Raw genomic sequence first — 12,656 nt, forward strand, 5'->3', positions numbered from 1 at the left:
CCGACCGACCGGTCAGGCCTCGACGTACGACGCCCCGTCGAGCACCGCGGAGACCGCGCGCGACCGCGGCGGGACGCCCAGCAGGGTCGCGGCGACGAACTCGGCGGCGTAGGTCTCGAAGGTGCGACCCTGCCGCAGCATGGCGTGCCGCGCGCCCTGGACGGCGACGTAGCCCAGTGACGTGTGCTCGGCCAGGCGCCGCGCCAGGTCGGCCGAGCGGCCGGGCAGCGCGACGCGGTCGGCGGTGCCGTGCACGACGAGCACCTGGGTGCCCCGCAGGTCCGCCCGGTCGGTCGGCAGCACCCACGGGTTGAGCGCCACGACGCTGCGCACCCGGGGGTCGCCACCGGCGAGCAGCGCGGCCCGCCCGCCGAGCGAGTGGCCGACCAGGGCCACCGGGAGTGCGCCGTGCTGCTCGGTGACCTGCTCGAGCGCGTACGCCACGTCCATCACGGGCGTGGTCCGCGAGTCCCAGCCGCGGTGGGTGTTGAGGAGCCGGTGGACCGCCAGCCGGGACCCGCCAGCCCGGGCGATCCGCCGCGCGACGGGGACCATCCGCAGCACCGAGAGCTGGGCGGGGCTGACCATCATCCGCTCGCCCCGGCTCGCACCGCCGTGCAGCACCAGCACGACCCCCTCGGGGTCGGCGGGCGTACGGACGGGGACCAGCCGCGCGCTGCTCACTCAGCGCCCCAGGTCGGGCACGACCTCGGCGCCCGGCAGGTCCGCCAGCAGTCGACCCGGCACCAGGAGCTTGGAGGTGCGCACACCGCTGCCGACCACGACGACGGGCTCCTCGAGCAGCGCCTCGTGGACCAGCACCCGCCACCCCTCGGGCAGGCCCACGGGCGTGATGCCGCCGTACTCCATCCCGGTCTCCTCGACCGCACGGTCCATCGACAGGAACGACGCCTTGCGGACGTCGAGCATCTTGCGCACGAGGGTGTTGACGTCGGCGCGGGTGTCGGCGCGCACGACGCAGGCCGCGATCCGCTCGTCACCGGCCCGGGCTCCGGCGACGACCACGCAGTTGCCGCTCGCGGTCATCGGGATGTCGTAGGCCTCGCTCATCGCGGCCGTGTCGGCGAGGTCGGGGTCGATCTCGACGACCGCGACCTCCGCGGCGCCCGGCCACCCGGCCAGCGCCTCGGCGACCGGCGGGGCGACCTTGTCGGGGTGGGCCGTCGCGGGGAGCGAGGTCAGGGTCGGGAAGGGGAGCGTCACGCGGCCATCATGCGTCATTCACCCACGCGTCACCGGCCGGTCCTGCGGGCCGTGCACGCTCGGACCATGACGGTGACCCGCGAGGCGCCCAGAGCCTGGGAGGGTGTGGCCCCGTCGTTGGTCCTCACGCCCGCCGTGGTTGCGCACCGCGGCGCCAGCGGGCACCGTCCCGAGCACACCCTCGACGCCTACCGGACCGCCATCCGGATGGGCGTCGACGACATCGAGCTGGACCTCGTCGCCACGCGCGACGGCGTCCTGGTCGCCCGGCACGACCTCGAGCTCAGCACGACGACCGACGTGGCGTCGCGTGCCGACCTCGGCCACCTCCGCCGCACCCGCACCGTCGACGGGGTGGCCCAGCGCGGGTGGTTCGTGCAGGACCTCACCCTCGCCCAGCTCAAGACGCTCGCCACGCGCGAGCGGATGCCGGTCACCCGCCCCGGCAACACGGCGTACGACGGCGCGGAGGGCGTCCCCACGCTCACCGAGGTGCTGGCCATGGTGGGCGCGGAGTCGCTCCGCCGTGGGAGACCGGTCGGCGTGCTGCTCGAGCTCAAGCACGCCGCCCACCACGACGCGGCCGGGCTGCCGCTCGACGTCCCGCTGCTGCGCGACCTGGCCCGGCACGGGCTCGACCATCCGTGGGCGCGCGTGGTCCTCATGTCGTTCGAGGACGCCGTCCTGCGCCGCCTGGCTGCCCGCACCCGACTGCCGATCGTGCAGCTCCTCGAGGCCGGCGAGCGCGTCACCGACGAGCTGCTGGACGGCATCGACGAGTACGCCGACGGCATCGGCCCGCACACGTCGCTGGTGCTGCCGCGCGACCCCTGGGGAGCGATCGACGCACCGTCCACACTGGTCCGCGAGGCGCACCGCCGTGGCCTGACCGTGCACGTGTGGACCGTCCGCGGGGAGAACCGCTTCCTGCCCAGCAACCTCCGCCACGGCGAGGCCCCCGACGCGCTCGGGGACATGGCGGCCGAGGTCCGCGCGCTGCTCGCGGCGGGGGTGGACGGGGTGATCACCGACCACCCGGAGGCAGCGCTCGCGGCGCTGCGCGAGGTGCGGCCTTCCGGATGACAGGCACGGCCGCGCACCGGCGTACGCTCGGCGCGTGACGCATGCCACGGACCGCTCGCACGCCCTCCTCGAGCGCATCCGCGCGTCCGTGATCGGCGACGACCAGGTGATGCAGGGCCCCTACGGCCCGCGCCGGGTGACGTACGCCGACTACACCGCGTCGGGCCGCAGCCTCACCTTCATCGAGGACTTCATCCGCGAGGAGGTGCTGCCGGCCTACGCCAACACCCATACCGAGGCCAGCGGCACCGGCCTGCAGACCACGCGGCTCCGGGAGGACGCCCGGCGGATCATCCGCGACGCCGTCGGCGGCGACGAGGAGACCGTCGTGGTCTTCTGCGGCTCGGGCAGCACCGCGGCGATCGACAAGCTGATCGGCATCCTGGGCCTGCGGGTCCCGTGCGCGCTCGAGGACCGCTACCACCTGACCTCGCTCATCCCCGCGGACCAGCGGCCGGTCGTGTTCATCGGCCCCTTCGAGCACCACTCCAATGAGGTCAGCTGGCGCGAGACCATCGCCGACGTCGTCACCATCCACGAGGACGCCGACGGCCGGGTCTCGCTCGACCACCTGCGCGAGGAGCTCGAGCGCCACGCCGACCGGCCGCTCAAGATCGGCTCGTTCTCCGCGGCGTCCAACGTGACCGGCATCGTCACCGACACCGAGGGCGTCGCCGACCTGCTGCACGAGCACGGTGCGTTGAGCTTCTGGGACTTCGCCGCGTGCGCGCCCTACGTCGACATCGAGATGTACGGCCCCGGCAGCTCCCGCAAGGACGCGATCTTCATCAGCCCGCACAAGTTCATCGGCGGTCCGGGCACGCCGGGCGTGCTCGTCGTGCGCCGCGAGCTGATGGCCAACCGGGTGCCGGTGGTGCCCGGCGGCGGCACGGTCATGTACGTCAACCCGACCGAGCACCGCTACCTCGACGACAAGGCCCACCGCGAGGAGGGCGGCACCCCCGCGATCGTGGAGTCGATCCGGGCCGGGCTGGTCTTCCAGCTCAAGCAGGCCGTCGGAGTGGAGACCATCCAGGCTCACGAGGAGGAGCTGCTGCAGCGGGCCGTCGCGGCATGGGTCGCAGAGCCGACCATCCAGATCCTCGGCAACCTCGACTCGCAGCGGCTCTCGATCGTGTCGTTCGTGGTGATGGCGCCCGACGGGACCTACCTCCACCACAACTTCGTGGTCGCGCTGCTCAACGACCTCTTCGGCATCCAGACGCGCGGCGGCTGCTCGTGCGCCGGCCCCTACGGCCACCGCCTGCTCGACATCGACCTCGACCACAGCCACCGCTTCGAGGCCCAGATCGCGGGAGGCTGCGAGGGCATCAAGCCCGGCTGGGTGCGGGTGAACTTCAACTACTTCGTCGACGAGGAGGTCTTCACCTACGTCGTGGAGGCCGTGCGCCTGGTGGCCCGCGAGGGCTGGCGGCTGCTCGGCGACTACCGCTTCGACCCGCTCACCGGCCTGTGGCACCACCGCACCGGGCCGGTCGAGCCGCCGCTGCGCCTGGCTGACGTGTCGTACGCCGACGACGGCACGATGACCCACCCCCGGCACACGACGACGGCCCCCGTCTCGGTGCTCCGGGAGCACCTCGACGAGGGCCGCGCGATCATGGCCGCCGCGTCCCCACCGGACTGGTCCGACCCGGCGCACCTCACCGAGGACTTCGACGACCTCCGCTGGTTCGCGCTGCCGGCCTGCTCGCTGGCCTAGGCGCGACGCGAGGGCCACACGGTGGCCGCGAGCCCCGCGGCACCGGCGGCGAGCCACGGCACCGGCAGCAGCCAGCGCAGCTCGTCGGTGGCGACGACGTCGCCCTGGACCAGCGCCCACACCAGCACCAGGCCGGCGAAGGCGACGCCCATCACGAGGTGGCCGACGTTGACGGGGTGGAGGCCCGAGGGCTTCTCCGGTGCGTCCAGCGGGCCGACCATCGGCTCGTCGTAGCCGTAGACGTCCGTGTCGTAGGTCGTGTCGTAGCTGGTGTCGTAGCTGTCGTTCTCGCTCATCGCGGGCTCCTCAGGCGGCTTCGCGGACGATGACCTCGCCGGCGACCAGGTCGATGTTGATGGACATGTCGGGCACGCCGACGCCGCCGTCGCGGAAGCCGTCGACGTTGATGTCGAAGCCGTCGTTGCGCTGGTCGAAGACGCGGCTGTCGCCGGCCACGACCTCGGTCGTGACGTCGACGTCCATGCCGTCGGGGACGACCACCTCGACGCGACCGCCGACCCCGTCGATCCGGATCTCCCGGCCGTCGAGGGCGTCGACGTCGGTGATAGCGGACAGGTCCAGGCGGAACTCGCCGCCACCGAAGTCGTAGGTGTCCTCCACCGATCCGGGTGACGTCGGGACGTAGGTGTGGTGCTCGTCGGGGAGGTGGTCGCCGGCCGTGGCGCCGGCGGTGGCGAGGGCGGCCACCAGACCGAGGGCGATCAGGCCTCCGGCGCGGCCCCAGAACGAGCCGAGCAGCAGCATCGCCGCGATGATCCCGAGGGCGAGCGCCGGGTAGGCGCTGTCGGTGATCGAGGCGCCGGCCAGGTCGACCACGCCGAGGACGCCCTCGGCGAGCGCGACCAGCGCCAGGGTGAAGAAGAACAGGATGGGTCCGCGCTTGCGCGGGTTGCGCGGCCGGCGCCGCGTCTCCCGGGCGTACGACGTGGGCGGCGGCGTCCAGCCCTGCTGCTGGCCGTGCTGCTGCTCGTAGGTCTGGTCGTACGTCTGCTCGTAGGTCTGGTCGTACGTCGCGTCCGCCGCGGGGGCGTCGGTGCCGGCCGGGGGAGTGGCGTAGCCGTAGCCGGACCCGGCCCCGTCCTTCTGGTTGCGGTTGAGGAACCAGACGACGAGCACCGCGATGATCGCGAGCGGCCACGGGAACCAGAAGGCGCCCGCCCAGTCGCCGAAGGCGCAGATCACGGCGAGGATGCCGACGCCGGCGAGGGCGAGGGTCCGGTTGCGCTGGTCGAGGCCCAGCGGCTCGTCGTTCGTGCCCTCCTCGGGCACGAGGATCCAGGCACCGATGTACGCCAGCAGGCCGGCACCGCCGAAGAACACCGCCACGACCAGGGCCACGCGCACGATGATCGGGTCGATGTCGAGGTGGCGGGCCAGACCGCCGGCGACTCCGGCGATGTGGCGGTCGGTGACGCTGCGGCGCAGGCGGCCGAGGTCCTTCATCTCCTCGCGGGTGACGCGGGGACCCGGTCGCCCGGGAGGTGGCGTGGGGTGCTCGGTGGTGGGGCTGACGTTCTCCATGGCTCCACTCTCGTCCGCGACGCCGCTCCTCACCATCGGGGACAGCCCTGATTCACCCGACGTCAGCCGGGGAGCGGCTCAGGGTCGGCTCGGGGTCGATCCTCATGGTTCGGCGCCTGCGTGCCTGCGACGATGGACGCACGATGAGCCACACCACCCCCAGCTCCGCCTCCGCCTGGCGCCCCGGACAGCCGCGTCGCGCCTACCGCGACCTGTCCTCCCCGATCGCGGGTGGCGTCGCGTCCGGCCTGGCCGCCCACCTCGCGGTCCCCGTGCTGTGGGTGCGCGTCTTCTTCGTCGCCACCGCCCTGCTGGGCGGCTTCGGTCTCATGCTGTACGCCGGCCTGTGGGTGTTCCTGCCCGCCGACCAGGGCTTCGAGGTGAGCGCGCCCGGCCTGGAGAGCGCGACCCGCACCGGCAAGCGTCCGGGCCGCCGGTCGCGGCTGCGCGACGCGGGGCCGGCGATCGCGATCGGCGCGCTGCTCTTCGGCGTGGTGCTCGGCTTCGAGGGGATCTTCGGCCAGGGCGCCCTGTTCTGGCCCGTCGTCCTCGGCATCGCCGGCATCGGCCTGCTGTGGCGCCAGGCCGACGAGGCCCAGCGGGAGCGGTGGATCGACTCCTCGGGACGTATCGACCCGTTCCGCGCGGTCTTCGGCAGCGGCGGCTGGGCGGCGTACACCCGCTTCGCCGCCGGGCTCGGCCTGATCCTGACCGCGCTGATCGTCTTCGCGGTGGCGGCCGGGCAGGCGGCGTTCGCCGTGCCGGTGCTGGTAGCCGGGCTGCTGGGCCTCGCGGGCCTGGCGATCGTCGTCGGGCCGTGGGCGATGCGCCTGATCGACGACCTCGGCGCCGAGCGGGCCGAGCGCGTGCGCACGCAGGAGCGGGCCGACATGGCCGCGCACCTGCACGACTCGGTGCTCCAGACGCTCGCGCTGATCCAGAAGAACTCCCACGACGCGACCACCGTCGCCCGGCTCGCGCGCTCGCAGGAGCGCGACCTGAGGCAGTGGCTCTTCGAGGCCGACACCTCCGACGCGACGACGCTCGCCGGCGCCCTCAAGGAGATGGCCGCCGACGTCGAGACGCAGCACCCGGTGGTGGTCGACGTGGTCACGGTCGGCGACTGCGACCTCGACGAGTCGCTGCGCCCGCTCGTGCACGCCGCGCGGGAGGCGGTGGTCAACGTGGCCAAGCACGCCGGCACCCAGCGCGCCGACGTCTACGCCGAGACGACGCCCGGTGCCGTCGACGTGTTCGTCCGCGACCGGGGCGCCGGCTTCGACGTCGACTCGGTCGCGAGCGACCGCCAGGGCGTCCGCAACAGCATCGTGGACCGGATGTCGCGGCACGGCGGCAGCGCGGACGTACGCTCTGCTCCCGGAGAGGGCACCGAGGTGCGTCTGCACATGCCCCGCAGCCAGTCCCGCTCCCACTCCCAGACGACCGACGAGGAGAACCGATGAGCCAGCCACCCGTGCGGGTCGTCCTGGTGGACGACCACGCCATGTTCCGGGCCGGGGTCCGGGCCGAGCTGGCGGCCAGCGGCGCCGGCGTGGTCGAGGTCGTCGGCGAGGCCGCCGACGCCGATGCCGCCGTGACCGTCGTCCACGACCTCCAGCCGCAGGTCGTGCTGCTCGACGTGCACCTGCCGGGAGGCGGCGGCGTCGAGGTGATGCGCCGCCACCCCTCGCCCGACACGCTCTACCTGGCGCTGTCGGTCTCCGACGCGGCCGAGGACGTCATCGGCACCATCCGCGGCGGGGCCCGCGGCTACGTCACCAAGACGATCACCGGCCCCGAGCTGGTCGACGCGATCACCCGGGTGGCCGGGGGAGACGCGGTGTTCTCGCCGCGCCTGGCCGGCTTCGTGCTCGACGCGTTCGCGGGCTCGATCGACGTCGCGGCCGTCGACGAGGACCTCGACCGGCTGACCGAGCGCGAGCGGGAGGTGATGCGCCTGATCGCCCGCGGCTACGCCTACAAGGAGGTCGCCAAGGAGCTCTTCATCTCGGTCAAGACCGTCGAGACCCACATGTCCTCGGTGCTGCGCAAGCTGCAGCTCTCCAGCCGGCACGAGCTCACGAAGTGGGCCTCGGACCGGCGCCTGCTCTGACGCTGGGCGGTACCCCCCAGGGGTGGTTGACGTTTGACATCTCGGGGTCGAACCGATGGGGTCGTGGGATGTCTGACACCGCCACGGTCCCCCGTCCGGACGAGGAGGACAGCGAGCTCAAGCGGTCCATCACCGGCCGGCTCCTCTTCTTCTACACGCTGGGCGACGTGCTCGGGTCGGGCATCTACGTGCTCATCGGACTGGTCGCGGCCGCGGTCGGGGGCGCGTTCTGGATCGCCTTCGCGCTCGGCGTCACCGTCGCCGCGATCACCGGAGCGGCGTACGCCGAGCTGGTGACGAAGTACCCCCGTGCCGCGGGCGCCTCGCTCTACGTCAACAAGGCGTTCGGCAACCGGCCGCTGACCTTCCTGATCACGGTGTCGTTCCTCGCCGCGAGCATGGCCGCGTCCGGCTCGCTCGCCACCGGCTTCGCGTCGTACTTCGCCGAGCTGTGGTCGGGACCGCCGGCGCTGCTGGTGTCGCTGGTCTTCGTCGCGGTCCTGGTCGTCGTCAACTACATCGGCATCACCGAGTCGGTCGTCATCAACATGCTGATGACCTTCGTCGAGGCCGCCGGCCTGGTCATCGTGATGATCATCGGCATCGTCCACGTCACCAACGGCGACGCGGACTTCGGCGTGCTCACCCACATCGACACCGGTGGCGACTACAGCAGCCCCGCGCTGGCCGTGCTCGCCGGCATCTCCTTCTCCTTCTTCGCCATGACGGGCTTCGAGAACACCGTCAATGTCGCCGAGGAGACCATCGAGCCCTACAAGGCGTTCCCGCGCTCCCTGGTCGGCGGCATGCTCGTCGCCGGTCTCGTCTACGTCCTGGTCTCGATGGCCGCGGCGCTGACCGTGCCGACCGAGACGCTCGCGGAGTCCGACGCCGCGCTGCTGGAGGTCGTCAAGGCCGGCATCCTGCCGTTCTCCACCGAGCTGATGACGACGCTCTTCTCGATCATCGCGCTGGTCGCCATCACCAACACCACCCTCGTCACGATCGTCACCCAGCCGCGCATCCTCTACGGCATGGCCCGCGAGGACGTCGTGCCCGGCATCTTCGCCAGGATCCACCCGACGCGGCGCAGCCCGTGGGTCGGGCTGCTCTTCAGCGGGACCGTGGTCGGCCTGCTGCTCGTGATCGGGACCCTGGTGACCGAGGCCGGGGGCGGCATCGACCTCGTCGGCCGGCTCGCCACGGTGACGGTCGTGCTGCTGCTCGCGATCTACGCGCTCGTGATCGTCGCCTGCCTGATGCTGCGCGGGCACGACGAGCACGACGAGATCTTCCGCGCGAACACCGCCCTGCTGCTCGTCGGCCTCGTCGGCAACCTCGCGATCCTCGCGTTCACCGTCTATGACGACCCCACCTCGCTCGTGTGGTGCGCCGGCCTGCTGGCGATCGGCGGGGTCCTGTTCCTCGCCGAGTACCTCTTCGGCAGCAAGGGCACGGGCTCCCGCACACCCGACCTCGACGACGCCAAGGAGGCCTGACCATGCACGTCATCGTCGCCACGGACGGCTCCAAGCAGTCGCTGGCAGCCGCCAAGCACCTGAAGTCCTTCGCCGACCCGGACAAGATCACCGAGGTCTCCGTCGTCGCGGTGATCCGCCCGCTCGCGTCGGTGGCGTTCGCCGACGACCTGTCCGAGGGCCGGCTCGACGGCTCCTTCCGCGACGCCGCCCAGAGCGCGGTCGACACGATCGCGGCGGTCTTCGAGGGGTGGGGGCCGAAGGTCAACAAGCGGATCCGCAGCGGGTCTGCGGCCAACGAGATCATCAAGGCGGCCAAGCAGTACGACGCCGGGCTGGTCGTGGTCGCGGCCGGCGGTCGCGGGCTCAGCGACGCGGTGCTGGTGGGCAGCACGGCCCAGCGGGTGCAGCACTACGCACCCTGCCCGGTGCTCGTCGTACGACCGGCGCCGCGCAAGTCGCGCAAGGGCTGAGCCGGGCGGCCGGCCGCCACTCACTAGGGTGTCCGCCATGGAGACCCTGCGGCTGGTGCTGCTGTTCGTACACATCCTGGGCTACGCGGCCCTGCTCGGCGGCCTGCTGGTCCAGGTCCGCGAGGACACCAAGGCGGTCAACCCGCTGATGCGCGACGGCGTCGGCACGGCGTTCCTCGCCGGCCTGCTGCTGGTCGGGGTGCTCGAGAGCCTCGGCTCGCCCGACCACGCCAAGATCGGCGTGAAGTTCGCGATCGGCCTGGTCATCCTCGTGCTGGTGATGGCCAACATGCGCAAGCCCAGCATCCCCCAGGGCCTCTACCTCGGGCTGCTCGTCCTGACGGTGGCCAACATCGCGGTGGCCGTGTTCTGGTCGCCGGTCCACTCCTGATCCCGGGCCTGGTCCGGGGCCTGTTCCACAGCCGTACCGGGGGCGCCTCGGCTGTCGCACCCGCCGCATAGGCTGGGGGTCGACATGAGCCCCACAGATGCATCCCCTGATCGAGCGCTGGTCGACAACCCCCTCCTCGAGGGCCTCAACGAGCCGCAGCGCGCTGCCGTGACCCACGCCGGCCCGCCGCTGCTGGTCGTCGCGGGCGCGGGGTCGGGCAAGACCCGCGTGCTGACCCGGCGGATCGCCTGGCTGATCAACGAGCGCAAGGCCCACCCCGGGTCGATCCTGGCGATCACCTTCACCAACAAGGCCGCGGCCGAGATGAAGGAGCGCGTCGAGGACCTCGTCGGCAAGCGCGCCCGGATCATGTGGGTGTCCACCTTCCACTCCGCCTGCGTGCGGATCCTGCGCAAGGAGATCGACCGGGTCGGCTTCAAGTCCAACTTCTCGATCTACGACGCCGCCGACTCCAAGCGGCTCATGACGATCGTGCTGCGCGACCTCGAGCTCGACCCCAAGCGCTACCAGCCCAACGCCGTCCTCCACTGGGTCTCCGACCAGAAGAACGAGCTGCGCGACCCGGAGGACGCTGCCAAGGAGGCCCGCAACTCCTTCGAGGAGGCCTACGCCAAGGCCTTCGCCAGCTACCAGCGCCGCCTGCGCGAGGCCAACGCCCTCGACTTCGACGACCTGATCATGACCACGGTCCACCTGCTGCAGGCGTTCCCCGACGTCCGCGAGAACTACCGCCGCCGGTTCCGGCACGTCCTGGTGGACGAGTACCAGGACACCAACCACGCCCAGTACAGCCTGATCCAGCAGCTGTGCGGCACGTCGTTCGAGATCGGCACCGTGTTCGAGGAGGGGCACCAGGAGGTCGAGCCCAGCGAGCTGATGGTGGTCGGCGACGCCGACCAGTCGATCTACGCCTTCCGTGGCGCCGACATCCGCAACATCCTCGACTTCGAGCAGGACTTCCCCGACGCCACCACGATCCTGCTCGAGCAGAACTACCGCTCGACGCAGACCATCCTCTCCGCGGCCAACTCGGTGATCGGCAACAACCGCGGCCGCAAGCCCAAGCGGCTGTGGACCGATGCGGGGGAGGGCGAGCGGATCACCGGCTACGTCTCCGACGACGAGCACGACGAGGCGAGGTTCGTCAGCGAGGAGATCGACAAGCTCGTCGACTCCGCCGGCACGAAGCCCGCCGACGTCGCGGTGTTCTACCGCACCAACGCGCAGTCCCGCGTCTTCGAGGAGGTGTTCATCCGGACCGGCCAGCCCTACAAGGTCGTCGGTGGGGTGCGCTTCTACGAGCGCCGGGAGGTCCGCGACGCGCTGGCGTACCTCCGGATGCTCGTCAACACCGCCGACGAGATCTCGCTGCGCCGGGTGCTCAACACCCCCAAGCGCGGCATCGGCGACCGCGCCGCGGCCTGCATCGCCGCCCTGGCCGACCGCGACCGGGTCACGTTCTGGGAGGCGCTGACCCGCGCCTCCGAGGCGCCCGGCCTGGCCACCCGCAGCCTGAAGAACATCGAGGGGTTCGTCGCGATGATCCAGGAGCTCCAGTCGATGGTCGAGGCGGACGAGCGGCCCGACGTGATCCTCGAGTCCGTCCTCGAGCGCTCCGGCTACCTCGCCGAGCTCGAGGCCAGCGACGACCCGCAGGACGGCACCCGCGTGGAGAACCTCGCCGAGCTCGTCGCGGTGGCGCGCGAGTTCGCCGAGGATCCCCAGCCCGGCCCGAGCGCCGACCCCGCCGACGTCGAGGCCGGCACCGTGGCCGTCGGTCTCGGCGACTTCCTCGAGCGCGTCGCGCTGGTGGCCGACGCCGACCAGATCCCCGACGCGCCCGACGGCGACGACTCCGGCGTCGTGACGCTGATGACCCTCCACACCGCCAAGGGACTGGAGTTCCCGGTCGTCTTCCTGACCGGCCTGGAGGACGGCGTCTTCCCCCACCAGCGGTCGCTGGGCGACCAGCCCGAGCTGGAGGAGGAGCGGCGGCTGGCCTACGTCGGCCTCACCCGCGCCCAGCAGCGGCTCTACGTCTCCCGCGCGCTCGTCCGCTCCGCCTGGGGCGCGCCGGCCCACAACCCCGCCAGCCGCTTCCTCGACGAGCTCCCGGTCGACCTCGTGGACTGGCGTCGTACGGCAGCCGAGCAGACGCGCTGGGGCCGTCAGGACCTCAGCGGCTCCCCCCGCCTCGGCACCCCCACCGACGCCGGCCGCCGCAACTTCAGCTCCGCCGCGCTCCGCGCCGACGCTGCGGCCAAGGCCAAGCCCGCCCGCGCGATCCCGAGCCTCGAGCCCGGCGACCGCGTCGTGCACGACTCCTTCGGCATGGGCACGGTCGTGGCCGTCGACGGGGTCGCGGAGAAGTCCGTCGCCTCCATCGACTTCGGCTCCGAAGGCGTCAAGCGCCTCCTCCTCCGCTACGCCCCGGTCGAGAAGCTGTAGTCACCACCACCAGGTGGTCGAGCAGCCCGCAAGGAACGAGCGGGCGTATCGAGACCCCCAGCGGGGGGGGGGGGGCCCGCGGGGCGGGCCCCCGCGAGGTGGTGGCCCCCCCCCGGGGGGGGGGGGGGGGGGGGGGGGGGGGGGGGGGGGGGGGGGGGGG

General features: G+C 72.3%; 12 protein-coding genes. 8 read left to right on the forward strand and 4 right to left on the reverse strand.

The window, feature by feature from the left end; all coding sequences use genetic code 11:
* Positions 1-12: 12 nt before the first annotated feature.
* Positions 13-684, reverse strand: a complete 672-nt coding sequence (locus tag ACE3QY_RS17290; protein ID WP_374457286.1) for an alpha/beta hydrolase — start codon at positions 682-684, stop codon at positions 13-15.
* Positions 685-1,224 (reverse strand): YbaK/EbsC family protein, encoded by a 540-nt coding sequence (locus ACE3QY_RS17295; protein ID WP_374457287.1) that lies wholly within the window; start codon positions 1,222-1,224, stop codon positions 685-687.
* A gap of 66 nt (positions 1,225-1,290) precedes the next feature.
* Between ACE3QY_RS17295 and ACE3QY_RS17300 the strand changes: the two genes are divergently transcribed.
* Both ACE3QY_RS17300 and ACE3QY_RS17305 read left to right on the forward strand, forming a co-directional pair.
* Entirely contained in the window at positions 1,291-2,307 is a 1,017-nt protein-coding gene (locus ACE3QY_RS17300) for a glycerophosphodiester phosphodiesterase family protein (RefSeq protein WP_374457288.1), read from the forward strand.
* Positions 2,308-2,341: 34 nt separating this feature from the next.
* Positions 2,342-4,030 carry an aminotransferase class V-fold PLP-dependent enzyme gene (locus ACE3QY_RS17305; protein ID WP_374457289.1) on the forward strand — a complete coding sequence of 563 codons (1,689 nt, stop codon included), beginning with the start codon at positions 2,342-2,344 and terminating at the stop codon, positions 4,028-4,030.
* On the opposite strand, the gene ACE3QY_RS17310 is transcribed toward ACE3QY_RS17305, so the two are convergent.
* Positions 4,027-4,326 carry a hypothetical protein gene (locus tag ACE3QY_RS17310; RefSeq protein ID WP_374457290.1) on the reverse strand — a complete coding sequence of 100 codons (300 nt, stop codon included), beginning with the start codon at positions 4,324-4,326 and terminating at the stop codon, positions 4,027-4,029. The genes ACE3QY_RS17305 and ACE3QY_RS17310 overlap by 4 nt on opposite strands.
* Positions 4,327-4,336: 10 nt before the next feature.
* On the reverse strand, positions 4,337-5,572 hold the full coding sequence (locus ACE3QY_RS17315; RefSeq protein WP_374457291.1) for a PspC domain-containing protein: 1,236 nt from the start codon (positions 5,570-5,572) through the stop codon (positions 4,337-4,339).
* Between the two features lie 143 nt (positions 5,573-5,715).
* On the opposite strand from ACE3QY_RS17315, the gene ACE3QY_RS17320 reads away from it, so the two are divergent.
* The 6 genes from ACE3QY_RS17320 (at position 5,716) to pcrA (ending at position 12,496) form a co-directional block, all read left to right on the forward strand.
* On the forward strand, positions 5,716-7,035 hold the full coding sequence (locus ACE3QY_RS17320) for a PspC domain-containing protein (RefSeq protein WP_374457292.1): 1,320 nt from the start codon (positions 5,716-5,718) through the stop codon (positions 7,033-7,035).
* Positions 7,032-7,685: a LuxR C-terminal-related transcriptional regulator gene (locus tag ACE3QY_RS17325; RefSeq protein WP_374457293.1), complete on the forward strand. Its 654-nt coding sequence runs from the start codon at positions 7,032-7,034 to the stop codon at positions 7,683-7,685. Before ACE3QY_RS17320 ends, ACE3QY_RS17325 begins: the two co-directional genes overlap by 4 nt.
* 68 nt (positions 7,686-7,753) lie before the next feature.
* The gene (locus ACE3QY_RS17330) at positions 7,754-9,184 is read left to right on the forward strand and encodes an APC family permease (RefSeq protein ID WP_374457294.1); all 1,431 of its coding nucleotides are present in this window, start codon (positions 7,754-7,756) and stop codon (positions 9,182-9,184) included.
* Positions 9,185-9,186: 2 nt separating this feature from the next.
* On the forward strand, positions 9,187-9,636 hold the full coding sequence (locus ACE3QY_RS17335) for a universal stress protein (RefSeq protein ID WP_374457295.1): 450 nt from the start codon (positions 9,187-9,189) through the stop codon (positions 9,634-9,636).
* A gap of 37 nt (positions 9,637-9,673) precedes the next feature.
* Complete coding sequence (locus tag ACE3QY_RS17340; protein ID WP_374457296.1) at positions 9,674-10,027, forward strand: hypothetical protein; 354 nt, start codon at positions 9,674-9,676, stop codon at positions 10,025-10,027.
* Positions 10,028-10,111: 84 nt separating this feature from the next.
* Positions 10,112-12,496: a DNA helicase PcrA gene (gene pcrA / locus ACE3QY_RS17345; RefSeq protein ID WP_374457297.1), complete on the forward strand. Its 2,385-nt coding sequence runs from the start codon at positions 10,112-10,114 to the stop codon at positions 12,494-12,496.
* Positions 12,497-12,656: the final 160 nt, after the last annotated feature.

Source organism: Nocardioides sp., from assembly GCF_041913365.1.
GTDB lineage: Bacteria > Actinomycetota > Actinomycetes > Propionibacteriales > Nocardioidaceae > Nocardioides.

Bases quoted from the DNA above. Each gene is read 5' to 3' on its own strand.
- ACE3QY_RS17330 (WP_374457294.1), top strand. From the start codon at position 7,754: ATGTCTGACACCGCCACGGTCCCCCGTCCGGACGAGGAGGACAGCGAG.
- ACE3QY_RS17300 (WP_374457288.1), top strand. From the start codon at position 1,291: ATGACGGTGACCCGCGAGGCGCCCAGAGCCTGGGAGGGTGTGGCCCCG.
- ACE3QY_RS17320 (WP_374457292.1), top strand. From the start codon at position 5,716: ATGAGCCACACCACCCCCAGCTCCGCCTCCGCCTGGCGCCCCGGACAG.
- ACE3QY_RS17325 (WP_374457293.1), top strand. From the start codon at position 7,032: ATGAGCCAGCCACCCGTGCGGGTCGTCCTGGTGGACGACCACGCCATG.
- ACE3QY_RS17335 (WP_374457295.1), top strand. From the start codon at position 9,187: ATGCACGTCATCGTCGCCACGGACGGCTCCAAGCAGTCGCTGGCAGCC.
- ACE3QY_RS17340 (WP_374457296.1), top strand. From the start codon at position 9,674: ATGGAGACCCTGCGGCTGGTGCTGCTGTTCGTACACATCCTGGGCTAC.
- ACE3QY_RS17310 (WP_374457290.1), bottom strand. From the start codon at position 4,326: ATGAGCGAGAACGACAGCTACGACACCAGCTACGACACGACCTACGAC.
- ACE3QY_RS17315 (WP_374457291.1), bottom strand. From the start codon at position 5,572: ATGGAGAACGTCAGCCCCACCACCGAGCACCCCACGCCACCTCCCGGG.
- pcrA (WP_374457297.1), top strand. From the start codon at position 10,112: ATGAGCCCCACAGATGCATCCCCTGATCGAGCGCTGGTCGACAACCCC.